This window comes from Rhizobium sp. CB2179, from assembly GCF_057653455.1.
Genome location: NZ_CM172781.1, coordinates 3255172 through 3276989, shown reverse-complemented (window position 1 = coordinate 3276989; position 21818 = coordinate 3255172). Strand labels below are relative to the sequence as shown.

Genomic DNA, 21818 nt, shown 5'->3' with positions numbered 1-21818 from the left:
AACAACCTGACAGGAAACAGGTTTCATTCAAATGGAGAGATGTCGACATGACCGCCAGCACGCAACATGAACTCGTCCTCGTTCGCGAATTCGATGCGCCGCGCGAGAAGATCTACAAAGCATGGACCGATCCTGATCTGATGAAGCAATGGTTCGTGCCGCGTCCCTGGGGTGTGACGGAAGCGACGCTCGACGTCCGCCCCGGCGGTTCCAGCGTCATCGTCATGCATGACCCCGAGGGCAATCAGTACCCAAACCGCGGCGTCTATCTCGAGATCATCGAGAACGAGAAGATCGTCTTCACCGATGCCTATACCAGCGCCTGGGTGCCTTCCGAGAAACCTTTCTTCACAGGCGTCATCCTGCTCGAAGATCTCGGCAACGGTCGCACGAAATATACGGCCAAGGCGCTGCACTGGCGCGCGGAGGACAAGGAAGCACACGAGAAGATGGGTTTCCACGAAGGATGGGGCAAGGCTGCGGACCAACTGGCGGAGCTGCTGGCGAAGATGTGAGGGGTAGCGGGGCCGCCCCGCGCGGCCCTTTTTGTCATCTGCCGTGTGAAGTCATTCGAGAGATGATTCCGCTCGCCCCTTGAAGTGCCTGATCCGGAATCGAAATTGGTGATCGGCGGTCTCTCCAGGTGCCGTTTGGCGCGACGTGTGCCAATCTTCCGCCATGAAGGGTTATGTCTATATTCTCGCATCGAAGCGCAACGGCACGCTCTATGTTGGCGTGACGCGCGATCTGGCAGGGCGTTTGTACGAACACCAGAATGAACTGACGCCGGGCTTTACGTCGAGATATGGCGTCAAGATTTTAGTGTGGTTCGAGGAATACGACCTCCTGACGACCGCGATCACGCGTGAGAAAACGATCAAGAAATGGCCGCGGCAGTGGAAGCTCAATCTCATCGAGAGGGAGAATCCCGAATGGGAGATATCTCGTTTCATCTTTTGGGTTTGTGAGAAGATGAGTCTCTCGTCGCGCGGACGCGCGACGGCTGGATTCCTGTGGCAAGCACAGGAATGAGGGAGTTCTTGGTGTTTGTGGAATTCAACAACAATCGCCTACCCAATATGATGATAATACCTTGAATGATAACAGATATTAGTGGCGGAGTGCATACCTCTTACTCCCTCATTCCTGTGCTTGTCACAGGAATCCAGCAGCGCCGTGTCCACGGCGCAAAGACTCTTTGCCGTCTCGCGATGAAGTCCATCAACCGTCCGAAACACAACGCCGCCCATCGAAACTCTCGAACATTCCGTTCCAGAATTTGTATTTGCGCTCTATCCCCGGCATCCTTATCTCAGCCGAGAATTCAACAGGATGCCGATGATGGAACTGGGGCTTTACACATTCGCCGACGTCAATCCCAACCCTTCCCGCAGCAAGGGCGCGGAAGCGGCCGAACGGCTGAAGCATCTTATCGAGGAAATCGAGCTTGCCGATCAGGTGGGGCTCGACGTCTTTGGGCTCGGCGAACATCATCGGCCGGATTATGCGGCGTCGGCTCCCGCGGTCGCGCTGGCGGCCGCCGCCGTTAAGACGAAGAACATCCGGCTGACAAGTGCGGTCACCGTGCTCTCGTCCGATGATCCGGTGCGCGTCTTCCAGCAGTTTTCGACGCTCGATCTGATCTCCAACGGCCGCGCCGAAATCATGGCGGGGCGTGGCTCCTTCATCGAGTCCTTCCCGCTGTTCGGCTATAATCTCGAAGATTACGACCAGCTTTTCGAGGAGAAGCTCGATCTGCTGCTGGCGCTGCGCGACAGCGAGGTTGTGGAGTGGAAGGGTGAACTTCGCGCGCCGATCAACGGGCGCGGCGTCTATCCGCGACCGCTGCAGGATCCGTTGCCGTTGTGGGTTGCGGTCGGCGGTACGCCGCAGTCGGTGGCGCGCGCCGGCGCGCTGGGCCTGCCGGTGGCACTGGCGATCATCGGCGGTGAGCCGCGCCGTTTTGCGCCGCTCTTCGATCTCTACCGCGAGGCGGCGCGCCGGGCAGGGCAGGATCCAGCGAAGCTGAAGACCAGCATCAACGTCCATGGCTTCATCGCCGATACGACGGAGGCGGCGGCCAACCAGTTCTATGGGCCTCAAGCCGAGGTGATGAACCGTATCGGCCGCGAGCGCGGCTGGGGACCGACGAACCGGGCGCATTTCGACATGTCGCGTGGGCCGAACGGCGCGCTCTTCGTCGGTGATCCTGAGGCGGTCGCCGAAAAGATCATCGCCCATCATGCACTCTTCAAGAACGACCGCTTCCTGCTGCAGATGGCGATCGGCCTGATGCCGCATGCCGAGATCATGCGCGGCATCGAGCTTTACGGCACGAAAGTCGCGCCGATCGTCAGAAAGGCATTGACTGAAAGGAGCGAAGAGGCGAAAGCCACGGCCTGACGAGCGCATAACGTCGAACATCGGAATCGATTTTCGAAAAAGGATTGTGCGCCACTTCAACGTGATGAGCGTCCTTCGCGCGTCCTGTCGAACGCGCGGCGCTCTGAGGCGGCCGCGGCCGTCCTGCGCAAGGCCGGAACAGACGAATGGTTATCGCAAACGACGACGAACTGGTAAAGCTCAAGGAGATCGGTCGCATCTGCGCCAACGCCATACAGGTGATGGCGGCGGCAATGGAACCCGGCATGACGACGCTGGAACTCGACCAGATCGGCCGCAAAGTGCTCGAGGATTCGGGCGCGCGTTCGGCGCCGGAGTTCTGCTACCAGTTTCCCGGCGCCACCTGCATCAGCATCAATGAGGAAATCGCCCACGGTATTCCCGGCCCGCGCGTCATCCGCACGGGCGATCTCATCAATATCGACGTCTCGGCGGAAAAGGATGGCTTCTTCGCCGATACCGGCGCCTCCTTCACCATGCCGCCGGTCAAGCCGAAGATCGAGCGGCTCTGCCGCGACGGCAAGCGGGCGCTTTGGATCGGGCTCAACCAGGTCAAATCGGGCGAGCCGCTTGCAAAGATCGGCACAGCCGTCGGCGCCTTTGCGCAGAAGAACCGCTATACGCTGGTCGCCAATCTGGCGAGTCACGGCGTCGGCCGCTCCCTGCATGAGGAGCCGGCCGAGCTCTCGACCTGGCCGGACCCTTCGGAAAAGCGGATGATGACGGAAGGTCTCGTCTTCACCGTCGAGCCGTTTCTCTCACTCGGCGCGACATGGGCCGAAGGCGGCGACGATGCCTGGACGCTCTATGCCGATCCGAAGGCGCCGACCGTGCAATACGAACACACGGTGGTGGCGACGCGCAACGGGCCGGTGATTCTGACCTTGCCGGATGAGCGGGCGTAGGGCGTTAGGGAGCGCCTCGCCCTTCAAGGTTTGCATCTCCACGACGCTTTGTAGGGTGCGCCCACTTCTCCTCCCTCATTCCTGTGCCTGTCACAGGAATCCAGCCACGGCGCGTCTGCGCCGTGAATGAATCAATACCTCAAGGGAAAGAGTCTCCCGCGCCCAAGGACTTGGGCGCTGGGTTCCTGTGACGAGCACAGGAATGAGGGAGGAAAGGTTAGCGCACTCGTCAACTCACCGAGCTTTGGTGGCCAGCCTCGCTCTTTAACCCCGCGTTCCCGGCCTGCCGCCTTGCAGGATTTCGGTGGCAGCGCGTTCGAGGATGCCGGCGATGCGGGCGGCTTCGGGTTTCGACCAGGGATAGCGCATCCGCATGGCCGAGCGCAGCAGCATGCGGGCGGCGCGGATATCACCACCGTCCTGCATGAAATCGCCGTCATCGCCTTCGTCGGCGCCGTGACGGTCGGTTTCGAAGACACGCTTCACATGGGCCATCTTCTCGCCGATGCGTTCCAGCTTGGCGAAGGTATGCAGGATCATGGCGCGGTTTTCCTCGATGCGCCCGCGGCCTGCCTCGGTGATGCGGTAGAGCTTCTTGGCGCCCTCCACCTCGACCTCGGCAAGGCCGGTTTCCTCGAGATAGGTGAGGGCGGGATAGATGACGCCGGGGCTCGGCACGTAGAAGCCGCCGGACCGCTCCTCCAGCAACTTTATCAATTCATAGCCGTGGCGCGGTTGCTCAGCGAGCAGGGCCAAGATGACGAGCTGCAGGTCGCCCGCCGCGAATTTGCGGCCCATACGGAAATCTCCGCCGAACATGCCGCCTTTAAAACCTCTCATGGGTCTTTCCTTTCATCGTTAGATGTATCGTTGACTATGTCGTAAAACATATATCGTAAGATAATTGTTTTCAAGAGGGGGTGAAAATTTCCGACGTTTCGGGAAATTGATCGATCGATCAGAATTACTTGATTGTGATGCCGGTGCTGCAGCGCGATAAACACGGGCATGCTCGCCCGCACCCGAAACTCCCCACCGAACCTTGTCTCTGCAGCCGCTGCCGGCGCCGTTGCCATGGCTGCTGCCATGGGCTTCGGGCGCTTCTCCTACACGCCGATCCTGCCCGGTATGATCAGCGGCGTGCCGCTTTCGGCGGCAGATGCCGGCTTCATCGCATCGGCGAATTTTGTCGGTTATCTCGTCGGCGCCGTGCTTGCCGCCTATGGCTGGGCGGCCGGACGGGAGCGGCTGGTGGCGCTGCTGTCGCTGCTGGCAACCGCGATCCTGCTTGCCGCCATGGCCGCCACTGATTCCGTCGCCGTCTTTGCCATCATTCGCTTCCTGGCCGGTGTCGCCAGCGCCTTTGCGATGGTCTTCACCTCGTCGATCGTGCTCAGCCACGGGGCTGCCGCCGGCAACGACCATGTGCAGGCGGCACATTTCGGCGGGCCGGGGGCGGGTATTGCGCTTTCTTCGGTCATGGTGTTGCTGATCGGACTTGGCTTTCACGACGGGCCGGGCGGTTGGCGGGCCGACTGGATCGGCGGGGCGCTCTACTGCGCGGCAAGCCTCGTCGTCGTCTTCCTGCTATTGCCGTCGGCGCCGGCGCAATCGGCGCAGGCGGGCAGAGAGCCGCCGCTCATCTGGAGCCGGCCGATGGTGCTGCTGACGCTGTCTTACGGCCTGTTCGGTTTCGGCTACGTCATCACCGCGACCTTCCTCGTCACCATCGCACGTCTTTCTGCAACTGGACCCTTCGTCGAATTCCTCTGCTGGTTCATCGCCGGCCTGACGGCTGCGGTGGCGCTGTTTGCCTGGAAGCCTCTGGTCAGGCCGCTCGGGCTTGGCGGGGTCTATGTCGCAGCCCTTCTGGTCGAGGCCGCCGGGGTGTTTGCGACGGTGGCGCTACCGCCTTCCGTCGCACCGTTGATCGGCGGGGCGCTGTTCGGGGCGACGTTCCTGGCGATCACCGCTTACGGGTTGCAGATCGGCCGCAAGCTTTCGCCTGACAGTCCGCGGCGGATCCTGGCGATGATGACAGCCGCCTTCGGCGTTGGCCAGATCGGCGGGCCTGTTGTTGCCGGCTGGATCGCCGAGCGCACAGGCAGCTTCACCCTGCCCACGATGATCGCCGCCGTGGCACTTGTCGCCTGCGCAGCGCTGGTAATGCCGGTGATCAAGAAAGTCGCTTAACCGGTTACATCTCCGTAACAATCGGCTGAACCCATTGCTGCTTCCTTGGAACTGCCTTAGTTTCCGGCACAATCAGTGTTGACGACACTCCCGAGACTCACAGTTCAGGAAAGCAAAGCCCCCCGTGTTTCATTCGTTTTTTCCCCGACCGAAGCTGTTTTTCACCTCCGCGGTCGCATGGACGCTCGCCTGCGTTTTCTTTTGGTATTTCGCAGGCATTGGCCTTTTGACCAATCTTGGCTTTCCTCCACTGTCGGAGGATGCACAGCCAGTCGGAGCCGCGTTCTTTGTCGCACCTACCAATTTGCTATTTTATCTATTTTTCATACTTTGCTCCGCTTTGTTCTGCGGTGTATGGCACGTCCTCGCCCACGCGCATCCTTGGAAAATATGGTCGGTCTGGGGATCGGCGCTGATTATTTTCATTACGTATTTCGGCGTTCAAATGGATGTGGCAATTAATGTTTGGCGAGGACCTTTCTTTGATCTTCTTCAAAATGCACTTGCCGGAAAACCGGGCATCACCAATGAGAACTTCTATTATTTGATCTTGAAGTTCTTGGAGATCGGTACGGTGGGCGTGATTGTGTCCGTGGCGTCTGCATTTCTCATCAACCACTATGTGTTGAGATGGCGCGTGGCGATGAACGATTTCTACATGTCGAAGTGGCAGAAACTTCGTCATATCGAAGGAGCGTCGCAGCGTGTCCAGGAAGACACGATGCGGTTTGCAAACATCATCGAAGGCCTCGGCGTCAGCCTCATCGGCTCGGTCATGACGCTTATCGTCTTCCTGCCAATCCTGTCAGCGCTATCGGCCCATGTAACCGATCTTCCAATCCTTGGAGCGGTTCCGAATTCCCTCGTCTGGCTCGCGCTTGGTTGGTCGGTATTAGGCACCGTCCTCCTGGCTGTCGTCGGCGTAAAACTGCCAGGATTGAATTTTCGCAACCAACGTGTTGAGGCGGCTTATCGCAAAGAACTCGTCTACGGCGAAGATCATGAAGATAGAGCCCAACCGGTAACCGTCGCCGAGCTGTTCTCGAATGTCAGGCGAAACTATTTCCGTATGTATTTTCATTATCTTTATTTCAATGTTGCACGTTATTCATACGGGCAGCTTGATGCGATATTTCTTTATTTCGTTTTGGTGCCGACGTTCGTCGCGCATAAGATCACGCTTGGGATATGGCAGCAGATTGCTACCGCTTTTGGCCAGGTCAGCAATTCGTTCCAATACCTCGTGAGTTCCTGGACGACGATCATCGAACTACTCTCCATCCACAAACGCCTCCAGGCCTTCGAAGCGGCAATCGACGACGAGCCGCTGCCTGAGATCGACCAGCGCTATCTGGAGCGTGAGGCGGGTATTGTTCACGCCGACGGCTGATGGAGCGGGGGTATTCTGCGAGCGATCGGAAGGTTCGCGTCGGCGGCACCCGTCCGCCCTGTCGGGCACCGAGCGGGGTCGAGCCACAGGTCTCGACCCGTCCTTCGGACCTCCGGTGGGTAGAATGGGGAATCGCAGCGTCGCAACGAATCTCTTCTCCCCAGCGGGGAGAAGATGCCGGCAGGTAGATGAGGGGGCGGCACGGCATGCCGTCTCGTTCAAGGAAATCTGGAGACACCTTGCCGTCTCTACAGCATTTCCATAGCCGCCATCAAAGACCTGACGTCTGCAGTTTCCCGCGGGCTTCGATCATCGGGATCGCTTCCGAATAGCTGACGCAGGCGACGTCGGTGCGGTGGCAGACGTCGCTGACCAAACGGTCGAGCGCCCGCCAATAGGCGCCGCCGTTCATTTCGACGAAGTGGAAACCGAGCTGTAGCGGGATGCGGTTGCCGGCATATTGCTTGTCGAAAGCTTCCTTGAAGGCGGCATAGGCGCGATCCTCGAATTCCGCGGAATCGGCCGTGTCTTCCTCGCCCTTGGAATGGCGGACGAAGAGATTGTAGTCCATGCCGATGATTGGCTTTTCGCTCGGGCCTTCGGGGATGAGCGGCAGGCCGAAGCGGATGATGCCGTCTTCTTCGACAGGCATGGCAGGGCCTTTGGTGACGAGGCTCGCGTCATAGCTGAAGCCTGCCTTCTTTTCGGCGGCGATCATGTCGGCGCCCGCAGTTGCCGAGAGATAGGGGGCGCGAAAGCCCTTGATGCCGTGATCAACCAAATCCTGCCAGCCGGCCGGCGCCTGGAGGCCGACACTCTTCCAGGCATTCTCAAGCGTCGCGTGGAAGGTGGCGTATTCGGCCGACCAGTCGGCCTCGCTCCAGAGGCGGCCGTCGAAATGGCCGCAGGCATGGCTCGATATGTCGTGTCCTTCGAGATGGGCGTGCCAGATATTGCCGAGGCGCTCGCGGATCTCGTCGTCACTCTGGGCGAAGCCGACGTTGGATTTTCCGCGTTTCTGGTGCGGCGCCTGATAGGCCCTCTTCGCCGCCTCGTTCATCAGGAAAGTGCAGGAAAGGAAATAGGTGAAATGGGCGCCGTTTTTCGCCGCCATTTCGCGGCTCTTCAGCCAGAGTGCGTTGTCGTGGGCGCCGTCGAAGGAAATGATGACGAGCTGTTTCGGCCGGTCGGCTGCCTCTGCCATTGCCGGAATGAGGAGCGAAACAGAAAGGCAGGCGGAGAGGAGGGAACGAGACATGGGCACCGCGACAATTTGTTCGCGGTTTCCCTCCGACAGAATTGCGGCGAAGCTGCGGTCGCGCTGGCATTTTTTCGCGCCAGGCTCTAAGCCATGACAAACGGCACGGAAGGGATCCGCAATGACATTGCTTATCGTCGGCATCATACTTTTTCTCGGGGTGCATTTGGTGCGGGTGCTGTTGCCGGACTTTCGCCGCTCGATGATCGCAAGCCTCGGCGAGAAGGGCTGGCGGGCGGCCTATTCCATTGCCAGCATCGCCACGCTGATCCTGTTGATCTACGGCTTCGGGCAGGCGCGGCAGGTGACCGGAATGCTCTACAATCCACCGGTCTGGATGGCGCATATAGCAATCACGCTGATGCTGATCGCGATGATCTGTCTCGTCGCCTCGCTGCTGCCGGCGGGGCATATCGCGACCAAGACCAAACATCCGATGGTGCTGTCGGTGAAGATCTGGGCGCTGGCGCACCTGCTCGCCAATGGTGAGACGTCGTCGGTCCTGCTGTTTGCCGCCTTTCTCGCCTGGGGCGTCATCCTGCGCATTTCCCTGAAACGGCGGCAGCGGGCGGGCGAGATCACGCTCCGGCCGTTCGTCTCGGCCAAATACGACCTCTATGCCATCATCATCGGCATCGTCGTCTGGGCGCTGATCATCTGGAAGCTGCACGAATGGTTGATCGGCGTTTCGCCGCTCGTCATCTGACCCGCGCATAACCCCAAAAATCGATTCCGATTTTTGGAAGGATTATACGCGGATTCAAAGTGTTAGAGCGTCCTGTTGGACGCTCGGTGCTTTAGAGCGGTTCAGCTTTCATGGAAGCTCAGAACCGCTCTAACCTTTTGTTTTTATACAATTCCCGGCAAAAGCACTTCGCGCTTTGCGTGGGAAACCCGCTTCGCACTTTTCCTGGAATTGCTCTAATCTTTCGCATCCCCCTTACAACGGCGGCAAAATGGAGTAGAAGGCCCGACAATATGCGTTTTGCATGGTTATGGGTATTTCCGCGGCCGGAGACGAGAATGGCATTCAACGACGACAGCTTCATCCGTGAAGTCAATGAGGAATTGCGGTCTGACCAGATGAAGGGCGTCTGGCGCCGGTTCGGCCGCTATATCATCGTCGTCGCCATTCTGATCGTCGCCGGCACAGCCGGCAAGGTTCTCTATGACTATTGGGACGACAACCGCTCCTCCGGCACCGGCGATCAGTTCCTGGCAGCGATGAAGCTTGCCGACGAGAACAAGAACGACGAGGCGCTGGCCGCGCTCGACAAGCTCGAGAAGGAAGGCCATGGCGCATACCCGGTGCTGGCGCGGATGCGGGCCGCGACCGTCCAGGTGCAGAAGGGCGATACCGCCGCGGCAATCACCGCCTTCAACGAGATCGGCAAGGACAATGCCGTTCCGGCTGCCGTGCGCGATGCCGCCAAGATGCGCGCCGGCTGGTTGCTCATCGAGAACGGCACTTACGAACAGGTTTCGGCGGCGATCGAGGAAATGGCCGTTCCGGGCAACGCCTTCCGTCATTCGGCGCGCGAGGCACTCGGCCTTGCCGCTTACAAAGCCGGCAACATGGCGCAGGCGCGGCAGTGGTTCCAGTCGATCGTCGACGATACCGACAGCCCGCGCAATGTTGCCAATCGCGCCCATATGATGCTTGATCTGATTACCGCATCCGGCAAGGCGCCCGCCGCTCAGGGCTGATCGCGTTAAGGACAAGATATGAGTTTCACGGTCGCCATCGTCGGTCGTCCGAATGTCGGCAAGTCGACACTTTTCAACCGGCTGGTGGGCAAAAAGCTGGCGCTTGTCGATGACACGCCGGGTGTTACCCGTGACCGCCGGCCGGGCGATGCTCGGCTAATGGGCCTGACTTTCACGATCATCGACACGGCCGGTCTGGAAGAGGCCGACGCGGAAAGCCTGCAGGGGCGGATGCGGGCACAGACGGAAGCGGCAATCGACGAGGCGGATCTTTCGCTTTTCGTCGTCGACGCCAAGAGCGGATTGACGCCTGTCGATACCGACCTTGCCGAAATGCTGCGCCGGCGCGGCAAGCCGGTGGTGCTTGTCGCCAACAAGTCCGAAGCGCGCGGTTCCGACAGCGGCTTCTATGACGCCTACACGCTCGGGCTCGGTGAGCCGACGCCGATTTCGGCCGAACATGGGCAGGGCATGCTCGACTTGCGCGATGCGATCGTTGCGGCAATCGGCGAGGACCGGGCCTACCCCACCAAGGAGGATGTCGCCGTCACCGACGTCGACATTCCGCAGACGGAAGGCGAAGACAGCGACGCGGACGAAGAGCCGGCCTATGACGAGACGAAGCCGCTCAGAGTGGCGATCGTCGGCCGGCCGAATGCCGGCAAGTCGACGCTGATCAATCGCTTCCTCGGCGAGGACCGGCTGCTGACGGGACCGGAAGCGGGCATCACCCGCGATTCCATCTCGGTCGAATGGGACTGGCGCGGCCGCACCATCAAGATGTTCGACACGGCCGGCATGCGCCGCAAGGCACGGGTGATCGAGAAGCTGGAAAAGCTTTCGGTGGCCGATGCGCTGCGCGCCATCCGTTTCGCCGAAACCGTCGTCATCGTCTTCGATGCGACGATCCCCTTCGAAAAGCAGGATCTGCAGATCGTCGACCTCGTGCTGCGCGAAGGCCGTGCCGCCGTGCTCGCCTTCAACAAATGGGACATGATCGAAGATCGGCAGGCGGTGCTTGCGGATCTGCGCGAAAAGACCGACCGGCTGCTGCCGCAGGCGCGCGGCATCCGCGCCGTGCCGATCTCCGGCCAGACCGGCTGGGGGCTCGACAAGCTGATGCAGGCGATCATCGATACTGACAAGGTCTGGAACAAGCGTATCTCGACGGCGCGGCTCAACCGCTGGCTGGAGACGCAGCAGATCCAGCATCCGCCACCGGCCGTTTCGGGCCGCCGCATCAAGCTGAAATATATGACGCAGGTCAAGGCCCGCCCGCCGGCCTTCATGATCTCCTGCACCCGGTCGGATGCGCTGCCGGAATCTTATACACGCTATCTGATCAACGGGTTGCGCGCGGATTTCGACATGCCGAGCGTGCCGATTCGCATCCACTTCCGCTCGCCTGAAAATCCGTTCGAAGGCAAGAAGAGGCGGACGTAGGGCTGGGGTTGGCGCTGATTGGTAGCGTTTTGTGGAGTTTGGGTGTGCCGCGTGGCAACCGCCCTCTGCCCTGTCGGGCATCTCCCCCACAAGGGGGAGATCGGCAGGAGGCGAACGCTCAACGCTCTCTATCGGTGTTCTGATCGCCAAACGGTAATTGTTTGGGAAGCCGAACGTCCATCTGATCTCCCCACCTGTGGGGGCCGAAGGACGGGTCGAGACCCTTGGCTCGACCCCCAGGCCCCGGCAGGGCAGAGGGGGTATCACAAGCACTGTGATACCAGTCCGGTTAGCAGCTAAACCACGCTTCGATTCAGCGCTTCACGCAGCGCCACGATCTCGGCCTGAAGGCGGGTGAGGTCGACTGCATCGCGACCGCTGGCAGCGGCGATGCAACCCGGTATGCCGATCGCCTTTTCCTTCAGGCGAATGCCTTCTTGGCTCAAGCGGATGACCACGACGCGTTCGTCCTCCCGGCTGCGTTCGCGTCTGACATAACCTGCGGTTTCCAGGCGTTTGAGCAGCGGGGTCAGCGTGCTCGATTCCAGGAAGAGCTTTTCGCCGAGGCCACCGACGGTCTGGCCGTCCTGCTCCCAGAGCGAAACCATTGCCAGATATTGCGGATAGGTGAGGCCGAGCGTATCGAGCAGCGGCTTGTAGACGCGGTTCAGTGCGTGGCTTGCCGTATAGACGGCGAAGCAGATGAAATTGTCGAGCTTCAGTTGATCCTGCATGGGTATCTCCAGAACTGATGGAAGTTATATCGTGCAATAAATAATCGTAAGCAATTTTTATGCATAGCTGCCATGTGTAAATTTAAATTGCCCAATAAACAATCGTGCGCGATATAAAAAGTGTTCAAGACGAACATCGAACCCGAGAGGACAAGACAATGTCGACCATCAAGACCACCGTTTCCGCAGCAGCACTGCTCGCAGCTTCCGCCGTCGGCGCGCTTGCCGATCCGGTACTCGAACCGACAACGCAGAAATTCATCGACGGGCTTGCCGGCGGCAAGCCGATCTACACGCTGTCGCCGGCCGATGCCCGCAATGTCCTGGCCGGCGCGCAGAAGGGCGATGTGAAGAGGCTTGCTGCTAGGGGAGAGGACAAGGTCATCAAGGCTGGTCCGACAGGCAGCATCAAGCTGCGCATTGTCCGCCCGGAGCATGCCACGGGCACGCTACCGGTCATTCTTTATTTCCATGGCGGCGGCTGGGTGCTGGGCGATGCGGATACGCATGACCGGCTGGTGCGTGAGATCGCCAACGGCGCCGATGCCGCTGTCGTCTTCGTCGACTACGAGCGCTCGCCGGAAGCCCGTTATCCCGTTGCCATCGAGCAGGCTTATGCTGCGACCAAATATGTCGCCGAGCATGCCAAGGAGTTCAAGGTCGATGCCTCCAGGCTCGCGGTCGCAGGCGATAGCGTCGGCGGCAACATGGCGGCGGTGGTGACGCTGCTTGCCAAGGAACGCGGCGGTCCTGCCATCGACCAGCAGGTGCTGTTCTACCCCGTCACCGACGCCAATTTCGACAATGGGTCCTACAACCAGTTCGCCGATGGGCCGTGGCTGACCAAGGAAGCGATGAAGTGGTTCTGGAACGCCTATCTGCCCGACGAGACCAAGCGCAAGGAGCCGACGGCCTCACCGCTGCAGGCGTCGCTGGAGCAGTTGAACGGCCTGCCGCCGGCGCTGGTCATCGTTGACGAAAACGACGTGCTGCGCGACGAGGGTGAGGCCTATGCCCGCAAGCTCAGCCAGGCCGGCGTTAAGGTCACGTCGATGCGATACAACGGCACGATCCACGATTTCGTGCTGCTGAACGCGATTGCCGAAACGCCTGCCGCGCGCAGCGCGATTGCGGTCGCGAACGACACGCTTCGCAGCGCCCTGCACAAGTAAAATCAATCAGTCTGCAGACGGGAGGGGCCTGGCGGTTTCGCCGGGCTTTCTGCTTCTTGGAAGTGATTTGGCAAACTGCCAGGCCTTCTTCCATTTCGGCGTGATGACGCCATTGGCGGCGCGGATATTGTTGATGAACTGCAGCGTCGCTGCTTCCCAGGAATATTGCATGGCGAGTTCACGCGCCTTGCCGCGCGAGGCGGAGAGGGCGGCAAGGCAGGCGGCCTGCAGGTTCTGGTCGAGCGCCCCGACCTCGCTGTCATCGCCAATGATGTCGAGCGGGCCGGTGACCGGATAGGCTGCGACCGGCACGCCCGATGCCAGTGCTTCGAGGATGGTGTTGCCGAAGGTATCGGTGAGCGAGGGAAAGACAAAGACGTCGGCCTGGGCATAGGTTTTCGCCAGGTCCTCGCCGAACTGCACGCCCGCGAAGAAGACGTCGGAATATTGCTTCTCGAGTTCGGCGCGCGCCGGGCCGTCGCCGACGACGACCTTGGAACCCGGCAGGTCGAGATCGAGGAAGGCCGGCAGGTTCTTTTCCAGCGCCACGCGGCCGACGGTCATGAAGATCGGACGCGCCAAGCCGAACGGGTTTTCCTCGAGCGCCATCGGACGGAACTGCGTGGCGTCGATGCCGCGGCTCCAGGGCATGAGGTTGCGGATGCCCTTTTCCGACAGTTCACGGGCAAGGCTCGGTGTCGCCACCATGCAGCCAGCGCCGCCATTGTGGAACCAGCGGACGAAGGAATAGAGCCAGCTCTTCGGTATCGGCAGGCGCGCGGAGACGTATTCCGGGAAGCGGGTGTGGTAGCTCGTCGAAAACGGCATGCGGTTCCTCAGGCACCAGCGGCGGGCGGTCAGCCCCAGCGGACCTTCGGTGGCAATATGCACGTAGGAGGGATTGTGCTTTTCGATCTCGCGGGCGATGCGGTGGTAATTGGCGATCGATAGGCGGATCTCGGGATAAGTTGGGCAGGGGATGCTGTTGAAGCGCTCCGGCGTCACCATCGAAACCTCGACGCCCATCTTCGCCAGTTCGCGGTTGGTGTTCTCGATCGAGCGAACGACGCCGTTGACCTGCGGGTGCCAGGCATCGGTGACGATCACCAGCCTTTCGGGCAGGTTTCCGGCGGCTGCGGCATTGGCCCAGCTCTCGCAGCTATAAGTGTTTGCCGAACGTTGCAGCATGTCACGATTTCCATCCGCGTCGCAGTGATATGCCAACGCTCAACCCCAAAGCGGGGTTCCGGAACGGCGATTCCCGCTTCTCTATTTTGAGGCATGACCATGATGGAAATATTACAGCCCATATTGCAAGGATTGCAGGGCTTTAGCGGCTCGATACCCGCGAATATGTCAGCGGTCGATCGCGGTTTTCATGCATAAAGAACGATGGCGCCGGTCGTGGACCGGCGCCGTTTGGGAGGTTAAGCGGCAGCGGAAGCCGAGCTTGCTGTCGGAACTTCCGAGATCGTCTTCAGAACCTGCGAAGCGATCTGGTAGGGGCAGCCCTGCGAGTTCGGGCGGCGGTCTTCCAGATAGCCCTTGTAGTCGTTCTTGACGAAGGAGTGCGGCACGCGGACCGAAGCACCACGGTCGGCAACGCCGTAGGAGAACTTGTTCCACGGTGCCGTTTCGTGTTTGCCGGTCAGGCGCTTGTCGTTGTCAGGACCGTAGACGCTGATGTGGTCCATCAGGTTCTTTTCGAACTGCGCCATCAGCGCTTCGAAATAGGCCTTGCCGCCGACTTCGCGCATGTATTTGGTCGAGAAGTTGCAATGCATGCCCGAGCCGTTCCAGTCGGTATCGCCGAGCGGCTTGCAGTGATACTCGATGTCGATGCCGTACTTTTCGGTCAGGCGCTGCAAGAGGTAGCGTGCCATCCAGATCTGGTCGGCGGCCTTCTTGGAGCCCTTGCCGAAAATCTGGAATTCCCACTGGCCCTTGGCCACTTCAGCATTGATGCCTTCGTGGTTGATGCCGGCAGCGAGGCAGAGGTCGAGATGCTCTTCGACGATTTCGCGGGCAACGTCGCCGACGTTCGAATAGCCGACGCCGGTGTAGTACGGGCCCTGCGGAGCGGGGTAGCCCTGCTCAGGGAAGCCGAGCGGACGGCCGTTCTGGTAGAAGAAATATTCCTGCTCGAAGCCGAACCAGGCGTCTTCGTCGTCAAGGATGGTGGCGCGGGCATTCGATGCGTGCGGCGTGACGCCATCCGGCATCATGACTTCGCACATGACGAGAGCGCCGTTGGTACGGGCCGGGTCGGGATAGATGGCGACCGGCTTCAGCACGCAATCGGAGCTGCGGCCTTCGGCCTGCTGCGTCGAGGAGCCGTCAAAGCCCCAGAGCGGAAGCTGTTCCAGCGTCGGGAATACGTCGAATTCCTTGATCTGCGTCTTGCCACGCAGGTTCGGTACCGGAGTGTACCCATCGAGCCAAATATACTCGAGCTTATATTTTGTCATCGTGACTCTCTCAATGCTACGAAGGTGAGCAAATCCGGAGGTGATCTCGGCGCGCAAGCGCATCCGACCGCCAGGGATGATGCTTTAAAAGCACGTAGCGTGCCAGTTTTGGCGCGGCTCGAAAGAAAAATCGCGAGTCAGCATGTCTGTCGGTTTTTTAGCTTTTGGAAAATCGGGCCGTTTTTAACGCTCACCGGCGGTATTGCCCATCAAAACGCGCTTTTTCCGTCTGGAACCGGATGAAAATTGCGGCGTTAAGCTGAAATGATGAAGTGTTAAACAAATTATCGGAAGCTTTTAGCCGAGACAGCATACCGACCGATTACAATTGTAACATTGCCCTTATTTTATGCAATTTGCATAAACTATGTGCATTGTGCTATGTAGGTGGTCCTGAAATGTTGATGCGCCGAACTGAATGGAGGCGATCTCATGCCCACCGGTTTCCATCGTGAATCCGCGACGATCTACCAGTTTCCCGCTAAGGCGATACGAAACGCCAACCGGTTCGAACGCGCCAAGCTGATGGAGCGCGAGGCAGCAGCCGTCTGCGATGCTGCGCTCGACAGCTGCTGGTACCATGACGAGGCAGTTCGCGAGTCCGATCGACCGACGAAGTCCTGATTTCCCCTGGCAGCGGGGCACACGATGCCGATAAGGCAGGGAGCGCCTACACATGGCGTTCAGACTGCGTCACCATGGGCGGCGTAAAAGCATGTTGCGCTAAGCGAATCTGAAAGACCGCGCCGCTTTAGCCGCGGTCCAATCCAAGCTTTTCCCTTACGACCAATGCACCATGTTCGCTGACGACGCGGGCAGCAACCTTTGCTGCGAAGCGGGTGGCGGCAGGCGCATCGCCTGCTTCGAGATATCGTGCGAGAAAGGCGCCGTTGAAGCTGTCGCCGGCGCTGGTTGTGTCGACCACCTTCTCCACTTTTTCGGCCGGAACGAAGGTTTGCTCGCCGGCAAAATTCATCGTGACACCGTCAGCGCCGTTCTTGACGACGATATCGACGGCACCCAGTGCGCGATAGCGATGGATCGTCGCCTCGATGGAATCATCGCCGAAATGGGCCGCCTCGTCGTCGAAGCTCGGCATGACGAGCACGGAGGAGCGGGCGCCTTCGCTGATCGTCGTGTGCATCACGTCGTAGCTCGACCAGAGGCGCGGGCGGATGTTCGGATCGAAGACGACGAGCTTGCCGGCGGCCTTGGCGCGACGGACTTCTGCAAGCAAAGTCTCGGCATCCTCCTGGGGCAGAATGGCAAGGGTGATGCCGGAGAAATAGATGACGGCAGCGCTCTCCACCGCCTCGCGCAGGCGGTCCGGATCAGCCGCCAGGCTGCGGGCAGCCGAGCTGTCGCGCCAGTAGCTGAAGGAACGTTCGCCGTTCTTCAGATTGATCATATAGAGGCCGGGCGTCCTGCCCTTGATGCGGCGGATGAGGCTCGTGCCGATGCCTGATGTGTCGATGAAGGCCAGCATCTCGTCCGACATGGCGTCGTCACCGAGGGCGGTGAAGTAGTCGACCGACCAGTCGGCGGCAAGGCAGGCGCGGGCATACCAGGCGGTATTGAAGGTATCGCCGGCAAAGCCCTTGCGCAGCAGACCATCGCCTGCCTGCGAGAGTTCCACCATGCATTCACCGATCGATAGAAACCGTCTGCTCACCTTGTCCTCCCGGCATTTGGAGCCCCGCGTGTCCAACAGGACGCGCTAGTCTTCATTCGCTGATACGCGGAGCCGGGCGGAGTGACAAGCGTCGATATCACCAGATATGTAAACCCGCCTTCACGGACGAGGCGAAGGCGGGCTCTTATTATCTATTCGTGGATGGTGTAGCTGCCCATCGCGCAAAGATCCTGCGTATCTTCGGTGGTTTCGAGGTTTGACCCTTCCTCGAATTCGAAGCGCATGTCGTATTTGCAGACGGTGCGGCCGTCGGCGATGGTGATATCCATGGTTTCGTCCGGATCGAGAACGTTCTCGCCGAAGACGTCTTCTTCCCAGTCGTCGACGCCGGTCGGCGAGCTGTAGAAGTGCGTCAGGACGGAGTTCGTTCCGTTGATGAGCTTGAACGTCAGATCTTCGGCATGCGATGAAACCGCGGAGACGGCAATCATGGCCGCGGTAAGTGCGATTACACCTGATATTTTCGATTTCATATATGCGTTCCCCTGGCTTGCGATTAGGCCGAAATGGGATAGCACATGCTTATAAAAGCTTTCTTATTGGGGTCTTTAGACCCAAAATAAGTCTGCTTCGCCCGAAACGGATGGCGCACTGGGTATCCTTATGAGGTGACGGCCGCTTGCGCGACCGTCGTTCCATTCATGGCCTGTCCATATGATAACAGGCGGCCTTCTGGCCGGGGCGGACCTCCTCTGTCGGCGGCATTTCGGTGCGACAGATGTCGGTCGCCTTCCAGCAGCGCGGTGAGAAGACGCAGCCTTTCGGCGGGTTGAGCGGCGAGGGTGGGTCACCCTGCAGGCGGATGCGGGTGCGCAGGCGCGCAAGCTTCGGATCCGGGATCGGCGCAGCGGAGAAGAGCGCCTGCGTATAGGGATGGGCGGGATGATCGAAGACGGTGGCGCAGTCGCCGGCTTCCACCACCCTGCCGAGATAGAGCACCAGCACATCGTCTGAGATCAGGCGCACGACGGAGAGGTCGTGGCTGATGAAGATCAGCGTCAGGCCGAATTCCTTGCGCAGCTTGCGCAGAAGCGTGATGACCTGACCCTGGATCGAGACGTCGAGGGCCGAAACCGGCTCGTCGCAGATGATGAGCTTCGGTTTGGTGACGACCGCGCGGGCGATGCCTATGCGCTGCGCCTGGCCGCCGGAGAATTCGTGCGGATAGCGGTTGATCATTTCCGGCACCAGGCCGACGGCGGTCATGATCTCGCGAACACGCTCGGTGCGCTCGGCCCTTGATAGCTTCGGCTCGAAGACGGTAAGCGGCTCGGCGATGATATCTCCAACAGTCATGCGCGGGTCGAGCGAGGCGATCGGATCCTGGAAGATGATCTGCATGTCGCGGCGGGCGGCGCGCATTTCCTCGTCCGACAGGTCGAGAAGGTTGCGGCCCTGCCAGAGGATACGGCCCTTCTGCGACTTCAACAGCCGCAGGATGGAGCGGCCGAGCGTGGACTTGCCGCAACCGGATTCACCGACGATGCCGAGCGTGCGGCCTTCGCTGAGGTCGAAGCTGACATTGTTGACGGCGGTCAGGAAGATCGGCGGCTTGAAGAGGCCTTTGGCTGGCAGTTCGAATTGGGTCGTCAGGTTCTCGACCCTTAGAAGCGATCGTTCAGCCATGGTTCAGCAGCTCCTCGCGACGCGGGAAGGGGTGGTAACAGGCGGCGCAATGGTGCGGCGCCAGCGTTTCGAGCGGCGGCGGTCGGTCGATGCAATCGTCCTGGACCTGCGAACAGCGCGGCGAGAAATTGCAGCCCTTCGGCAGGTGCTGCAGGTTCGGCGGACGGCCGGGGATGACGACGAGGTCGTCGACATCCTGGTCAGGGCGTGGGATCGAGGCATGCAGTGCTGCGGTATAGGGATGGGCCGGATTGTCGAAGAGTTCATCGACCGGCGCTTCCTCGACGATGCGACCGGCATACATGACGGCGACGCGGTCGGCGAGGCCGGCAACGACGCCGAGATCGTGGGTGATCATGATCAGCGCCGTGTTCATCTCCGCCGTCAGATCGTTGAAGAGGTCGAGGATCTGTGCCTGGATGGTGACGTCGAGGGCCGTTGTCGGTTCGTCGGCGATCAACAGCTTCGGCCGGGTGAGCAGCGCCATGGCGATGACGATGCGCTGTCGCATGCCGCCGGAGAGCTCATGCGGGTAGAGGTGGAAGCGTCGCGTCGGGTCGGGGATGCCAACGCGTTTCAGCATATCGAGTGCGGCGGCGGATGCGGCGCGCGCCGTCAGCCCGCCGTGAACCTCGAGCTGCTCCGTCAGCTGCCGGGAGATCTTCAGCGTTGGATTGAGCGCCGTCATCGGGTCCTGGAAGACCATCGCCATGTCTTTGCCGCGGATCTGGTCGAGCTCGCGCGGTTTCAGCGCCAGCACGTCCTTGCCTTCGAGCAGCGCCTGTCCCGTCGTTTTGCCGTTCTTGGCGAGCAGGCCCATGATGCCGAGGAAGGTCTGACTCTTGCCGGAGCCGGATTCGCCGACGATGGCGATGCGCTCGCCGCGCTTGACCGTCAGGTTCATGTTCGAGACCGCCTTCACTTCTCCATCCGGCGTCTTGAAGGTGATCGAGTAGTCTTTGAGTTCGAGGAGGGTATCCGTCATTTAACGATCCTTCGGGTCGAACGCGTCGCGCAGCCCGTCGCCGATGAAGAGCAGGCTGAGCAGCAGCGCCACAAGAAAGCTCGCCGGGAAGACCAGCAGCCACGGCATGCTTTCCATGGCATCGGTCCCCTCGGCGATCAGCGTGCCGAGCGAGGTCAGCGGTTCCTGCACGCCGAAGCCGAGATAGGAAAGGAAGCTTTCGGTGGCAATGATCTCAGGCACCGTCAGCGCCGCGAAAATCACCACCGGGCCGACGAGGTTCGGGATGATGTGCTTGATGATGATCTTGAACGGCCGCTGTCCGGATGCGCGGGCCGCTTCGATGAATTCGCGATGCTTGATCGACAGCGTCTGGCCACGCACGATGCGGGCCATCGTCAGCCATTCCAGCGCGCCGATGGCGGCAAACAGCAGATAGACGTTGCGGCCGAAGATCACCATCAGCAGGATGACGAAGAGGATATAGGGAAGCGCATACATGATATCGACGAAGCGCATCATGATCGCATCCAGCCTGCCGCCGATATAACCCGATACCGCACCGTAGAGCACGCCGATGAAGACGGAGACGACGGTCGCCGTCAGCGCCACCGCCAGCGAGACGCGGGTGCCGTAAAGGACGCGGGCGAGAAGGTCGCGGCCGTTCGGGTCGGTGCCGAAATAGTGGCCGGTTTCGATCGAGGGGGGTATGCGGAAAGCCGCCCAATCAGGATCCTCATAGTTGAAGGGAATGAACCAGGGGCCGATGAAGGCGACGAGGATCAAAAGCGTCAGGACGACGATCGACAGGACGGCCGCCTTGTTGCGCCCGAGGCGACGCAAGGCATCCTTGGTGAGCGAGCGGCTTTCGGGCGCAAGGCCTTCCGCCTCCAGCAGTTCCTGGGCGAGCAATTCTCGCTTTGCGGGGTTGAGGATCATCGGTTTCTCACTTTCGGATCGAGCCAGGCATAGGCGATATCGACGAGAAGGTTCAGGAACACGATCAGCACCATGTAGAAGATGACCGTGCCGAGAACCATGCCGTAATCGCGGTTCAGCGCTGCGTTGACGAAATAGCGGCCGATGCCGGGCAATCCGAAGATGCTCTCGACAACCAGCGAGCCGGTGAGAAGGTAACTTGCTGCTGGACCCAGATAGGAGACGACAGGCATCAGCGCTGGCTTCAGCGCGTGGCGCATGACCGTCAGGCGGGGGCCGATGCCTTTGGCCTTGGCGGTGCGAATGAAATTCTGATTCATCACCTCGATCATCGAGCCGCGCGTGATGCGCGAGATACGGCCGGCATGCGGCAGCGCCAGAACGACGATCGGCAGGATGAGGTATTTGATCGAGCCGTCACCCCAGCCGCCGACCGGAAACCACGCGAGATGGATGCCGAAGACGAGCTGCAGGATGGGCGCAATCAGGAAGTTCGGTAGCACGACGCCCACCAGAATGAGCGCGCCCAGAATATAATCCGGTGCCTTGTTCTGATAGAGCGCCCCGAGACAGCCGACGGCCACGCCGACAATGATGGCAATCAGGAAGGCAGCCGTACCGATGGTGAAGGTGTAGGGCAGACCGATCATGATCTGCTGGGCGACTGTGAAATCCTCACTCGCGAAGGAGGGACCGAGATCGCCCCGGAGCAGGTCACCGACATAGATCAGGTACTGCTGGATGAGCGGCTTATCGAGATTGTAGTGGATCGCAAGGTTCTTCAGGATCACCGGCGGCAATGGCCTTTCGCCATCGAAAGGGCCGCCGGGGGCAAGGCGCAAAACAAAAAACGAGGCTGTCACGGCGATCCACATGACGGGGATCGTCGACAGCAGGCGACGGAGTGCGTATTTGATCATGAT

22 protein-coding genes and 1 pseudogene are annotated in these 21818 nt (G+C 60.3%); 12 read left to right on the top strand and 11 right to left on the bottom strand.

Features of this window, described 5'->3' with window-relative positions:
- The first annotated feature begins 47 nt into the window (after nucleotides 1-47).
- From AC244Q_RS16405 to map, 4 genes and pseudogenes are all read left to right on the top strand, one after another.
- On the top strand, nucleotides 48-515 hold the full coding sequence (locus AC244Q_RS16405; protein ID WP_113548258.1) for an SRPBCC family protein: 468 nt from the start codon (nucleotides 48-50) through the stop codon (nucleotides 513-515).
- A 163-nt stretch (nucleotides 516-678) separates the two neighbouring features.
- Nucleotides 679-968: pseudogene (locus AC244Q_RS16400) on the top strand (GIY-YIG nuclease family protein).
- Between the two features lie 373 nt (nucleotides 969-1341).
- Nucleotides 1342-2403: an LLM class flavin-dependent oxidoreductase gene (locus AC244Q_RS16395; protein WP_113548268.1), complete on the top strand. Its 1062-nt coding sequence runs from the start codon at nucleotides 1342-1344 to the stop codon at nucleotides 2401-2403.
- A gap of 146 nt (nucleotides 2404-2549) precedes the next feature.
- On the top strand, nucleotides 2550-3308 hold the full coding sequence (gene map, locus AC244Q_RS16390; RefSeq protein WP_442137661.1) for a type I methionyl aminopeptidase: 759 nt from the start codon (nucleotides 2550-2552) through the stop codon (nucleotides 3306-3308).
- Nucleotides 3309-3572: 264 nt separating this feature from the next.
- On the opposite strand, the gene AC244Q_RS16385 is transcribed toward map, so the two are convergent.
- Complete coding sequence (locus AC244Q_RS16385; RefSeq protein ID WP_012758530.1) at nucleotides 3573-4148, bottom strand: PadR family transcriptional regulator; 576 nt, start codon at nucleotides 4146-4148, stop codon at nucleotides 3573-3575.
- Between the two features lie 168 nt (nucleotides 4149-4316).
- On the opposite strand from AC244Q_RS16385, the gene AC244Q_RS16380 reads away from it, so the two are divergent.
- Together AC244Q_RS16380 and sbmA are read left to right on the top strand one after the other, a co-directional pair.
- Complete coding sequence (locus AC244Q_RS16380; protein WP_128407435.1) at nucleotides 4317-5501, top strand: YbfB/YjiJ family MFS transporter; 1185 nt, start codon at nucleotides 4317-4319, stop codon at nucleotides 5499-5501.
- Nucleotides 5502-5625: 124 nt separating this feature from the next.
- Nucleotides 5626-6891 carry a peptide antibiotic transporter SbmA gene (gene sbmA / locus AC244Q_RS16375; RefSeq protein ID WP_017994865.1) on the top strand — a complete coding sequence of 422 codons (1266 nt, stop codon included), beginning with the start codon at nucleotides 5626-5628 and terminating at the stop codon, nucleotides 6889-6891.
- A 271-nt stretch (nucleotides 6892-7162) separates the two neighbouring features.
- Here sbmA and AC244Q_RS16370 read toward each other — a convergent pair whose 3' ends face one another.
- A complete protein-coding gene (locus AC244Q_RS16370; RefSeq protein ID WP_026157445.1) occupies nucleotides 7163-8149 on the bottom strand; it encodes a polysaccharide deacetylase family protein in 987 nt (328 codons plus the stop codon).
- A gap of 121 nt (nucleotides 8150-8270) precedes the next feature.
- On the opposite strand from AC244Q_RS16370, the gene AC244Q_RS16365 reads away from it, so the two are divergent.
- From AC244Q_RS16365 to der, 3 genes are all read left to right on the top strand, one after another.
- Nucleotides 8271-8855, top strand: a complete 585-nt coding sequence (locus AC244Q_RS16365) for an NnrU family protein (protein ID WP_017994863.1) — start codon at nucleotides 8271-8273, stop codon at nucleotides 8853-8855.
- 317 nt (nucleotides 8856-9172) lie between these two features.
- Nucleotides 9173-9856 carry a tetratricopeptide repeat protein gene (locus AC244Q_RS16360; protein WP_017994862.1) on the top strand — a complete coding sequence of 228 codons (684 nt, stop codon included), beginning with the start codon at nucleotides 9173-9175 and terminating at the stop codon, nucleotides 9854-9856.
- 18 nt (nucleotides 9857-9874) lie between these two features.
- Nucleotides 9875-11299, top strand: a complete 1425-nt coding sequence (der, locus tag AC244Q_RS16355) for a ribosome biogenesis GTPase Der (RefSeq protein ID WP_012758524.1) — start codon at nucleotides 9875-9877, stop codon at nucleotides 11297-11299.
- A 296-nt stretch (nucleotides 11300-11595) separates the two neighbouring features.
- Here the strand turns inward: der and AC244Q_RS16350 are convergent, their stop codons facing one another.
- Nucleotides 11596-12033 (bottom strand): MarR family winged helix-turn-helix transcriptional regulator, encoded by a 438-nt coding sequence (locus tag AC244Q_RS16350; RefSeq protein ID WP_113548257.1) that lies wholly within the window; start codon nucleotides 12031-12033, stop codon nucleotides 11596-11598.
- 158 nt (nucleotides 12034-12191) lie between these two features.
- Between AC244Q_RS16350 and AC244Q_RS16345 the strand changes: the two genes are divergently transcribed.
- Nucleotides 12192-13205 carry an alpha/beta hydrolase gene (locus AC244Q_RS16345; protein WP_128407436.1) on the top strand — a complete coding sequence of 338 codons (1014 nt, stop codon included), beginning with the start codon at nucleotides 12192-12194 and terminating at the stop codon, nucleotides 13203-13205.
- Between the two features lie 6 nt (nucleotides 13206-13211).
- Here the strand turns inward: AC244Q_RS16345 and AC244Q_RS16340 are convergent, their stop codons facing one another.
- Both AC244Q_RS16340 and AC244Q_RS16335 read right to left on the bottom strand, forming a co-directional pair.
- Nucleotides 13212-14393: a glycosyltransferase family 4 protein gene (locus tag AC244Q_RS16340; protein ID WP_128407437.1), complete on the bottom strand. Its 1182-nt coding sequence runs from the start codon at nucleotides 14391-14393 to the stop codon at nucleotides 13212-13214.
- Nucleotides 14394-14632: 239 nt separating this feature from the next.
- Nucleotides 14633-15673: a glutamine synthetase beta-grasp domain-containing protein gene (locus AC244Q_RS16335; protein WP_012758520.1), complete on the bottom strand. Its 1041-nt coding sequence runs from the start codon at nucleotides 15671-15673 to the stop codon at nucleotides 14633-14635.
- Nucleotides 15674-15697: 24 nt separating this feature from the next.
- Between AC244Q_RS16335 and AC244Q_RS16330 the strand changes: the two genes are divergently transcribed.
- Both AC244Q_RS16330 and gstI read left to right on the top strand, forming a co-directional pair.
- On the top strand, nucleotides 15698-15916 hold the full coding sequence (locus AC244Q_RS16330; protein WP_128407438.1) for a hypothetical protein: 219 nt from the start codon (nucleotides 15698-15700) through the stop codon (nucleotides 15914-15916).
- Between the two features lie 189 nt (nucleotides 15917-16105).
- Nucleotides 16106-16297, top strand: a complete 192-nt coding sequence (gene gstI, locus AC244Q_RS16325; RefSeq protein WP_017994859.1) for a glutamine synthetase translation inhibitor GstI — start codon at nucleotides 16106-16108, stop codon at nucleotides 16295-16297.
- A 127-nt stretch (nucleotides 16298-16424) separates the two neighbouring features.
- On the opposite strand, the gene AC244Q_RS16320 is transcribed toward gstI, so the two are convergent.
- The 6 genes from AC244Q_RS16320 to AC244Q_RS16295 form a co-directional block, all read right to left on the bottom strand.
- Entirely contained in the window at nucleotides 16425-17345 is a 921-nt protein-coding gene (locus AC244Q_RS16320) for a sugar kinase (RefSeq protein WP_012758518.1), read from the bottom strand.
- 152 nt (nucleotides 17346-17497) lie between these two features.
- A complete protein-coding gene (locus AC244Q_RS16315; protein WP_012758517.1) occupies nucleotides 17498-17839 on the bottom strand; it encodes a hypothetical protein in 342 nt (113 codons plus the stop codon).
- 166 nt (nucleotides 17840-18005) lie between these two features.
- Complete coding sequence (locus tag AC244Q_RS16310; RefSeq protein WP_012758516.1) at nucleotides 18006-18992, bottom strand: ABC transporter ATP-binding protein; 987 nt, start codon at nucleotides 18990-18992, stop codon at nucleotides 18006-18008.
- The gene (locus AC244Q_RS16305) at nucleotides 18985-19977 is read right to left on the bottom strand and encodes an ABC transporter ATP-binding protein (RefSeq protein ID WP_012758515.1); all 993 of its coding nucleotides are present in this window, start codon (nucleotides 19975-19977) and stop codon (nucleotides 18985-18987) included. The genes AC244Q_RS16310 and AC244Q_RS16305 overlap by 8 nt, the downstream gene beginning before the upstream one ends.
- On the bottom strand, nucleotides 19978-20895 hold the full coding sequence (locus AC244Q_RS16300; protein WP_003561446.1) for an ABC transporter permease: 918 nt from the start codon (nucleotides 20893-20895) through the stop codon (nucleotides 19978-19980).
- Nucleotides 20892-21815, bottom strand: coding sequence for an ABC transporter permease subunit (locus AC244Q_RS16295; RefSeq protein WP_012758514.1), 924 nt, complete (start codon nucleotides 21813-21815; stop codon nucleotides 20892-20894). The genes AC244Q_RS16300 and AC244Q_RS16295 overlap by 4 nt, the downstream gene beginning before the upstream one ends.
- Nucleotides 21816-21818: the final 3 nt, after the last annotated feature.

What these genes read in the sequence shown, in the direction of transcription:
- AC244Q_RS16405 (WP_113548258.1), top strand. Translation starts at nt 48, where the DNA reads ATGACCGCCAGCACGCAACATGAACTCGTCCTCGTTCGCGAATTCGAT.
- AC244Q_RS16395 (WP_113548268.1), top strand. Translation starts at nt 1,342, where the DNA reads ATGGAACTGGGGCTTTACACATTCGCCGACGTCAATCCCAACCCTTCC.
- map (WP_442137661.1), top strand. Translation starts at nt 2,550, where the DNA reads ATGGTTATCGCAAACGACGACGAACTGGTAAAGCTCAAGGAGATCGGT.
- AC244Q_RS16385 (WP_012758530.1), bottom strand. Translation starts at nt 4,148, where the DNA reads ATGAGAGGTTTTAAAGGCGGCATGTTCGGCGGAGATTTCCGTATGGGC.
- AC244Q_RS16380 (WP_128407435.1), top strand. Translation starts at nt 4,317, where the DNA reads ATGCTCGCCCGCACCCGAAACTCCCCACCGAACCTTGTCTCTGCAGCC.
- AC244Q_RS16370 (WP_026157445.1), bottom strand. Translation starts at nt 8,149, where the DNA reads ATGTCTCGTTCCCTCCTCTCCGCCTGCCTTTCTGTTTCGCTCCTCATT.
- AC244Q_RS16365 (WP_017994863.1), top strand. Translation starts at nt 8,271, where the DNA reads ATGACATTGCTTATCGTCGGCATCATACTTTTTCTCGGGGTGCATTTG.
- AC244Q_RS16360 (WP_017994862.1), top strand. Translation starts at nt 9,173, where the DNA reads ATGGCATTCAACGACGACAGCTTCATCCGTGAAGTCAATGAGGAATTG.
- der (WP_012758524.1), top strand. Translation starts at nt 9,875, where the DNA reads ATGAGTTTCACGGTCGCCATCGTCGGTCGTCCGAATGTCGGCAAGTCG.
- AC244Q_RS16350 (WP_113548257.1), bottom strand. Translation starts at nt 12,033, where the DNA reads ATGCAGGATCAACTGAAGCTCGACAATTTCATCTGCTTCGCCGTCTAT.
- AC244Q_RS16345 (WP_128407436.1), top strand. Translation starts at nt 12,192, where the DNA reads ATGTCGACCATCAAGACCACCGTTTCCGCAGCAGCACTGCTCGCAGCT.
- AC244Q_RS16340 (WP_128407437.1), bottom strand. Translation starts at nt 14,393, where the DNA reads ATGCTGCAACGTTCGGCAAACACTTATAGCTGCGAGAGCTGGGCCAAT.
- AC244Q_RS16335 (WP_012758520.1), bottom strand. Translation starts at nt 15,673, where the DNA reads ATGACAAAATATAAGCTCGAGTATATTTGGCTCGATGGGTACACTCCG.
- gstI (WP_017994859.1), top strand. Translation starts at nt 16,106, where the DNA reads ATGCCCACCGGTTTCCATCGTGAATCCGCGACGATCTACCAGTTTCCC.
- AC244Q_RS16315 (WP_012758517.1), bottom strand. Translation starts at nt 17,839, where the DNA reads ATGAAATCGAAAATATCAGGTGTAATCGCACTTACCGCGGCCATGATT.
- AC244Q_RS16310 (WP_012758516.1), bottom strand. Translation starts at nt 18,992, where the DNA reads ATGGCTGAACGATCGCTTCTAAGGGTCGAGAACCTGACGACCCAATTC.
- AC244Q_RS16305 (WP_012758515.1), bottom strand. Translation starts at nt 19,977, where the DNA reads ATGACGGATACCCTCCTCGAACTCAAAGACTACTCGATCACCTTCAAG.
- AC244Q_RS16300 (WP_003561446.1), bottom strand. Translation starts at nt 20,895, where the DNA reads ATGATCCTCAACCCCGCAAAGCGAGAATTGCTCGCCCAGGAACTGCTG.
- AC244Q_RS16295 (WP_012758514.1), bottom strand. Translation starts at nt 21,815, where the DNA reads ATGATCAAATACGCACTCCGTCGCCTGCTGTCGACGATCCCCGTCATG.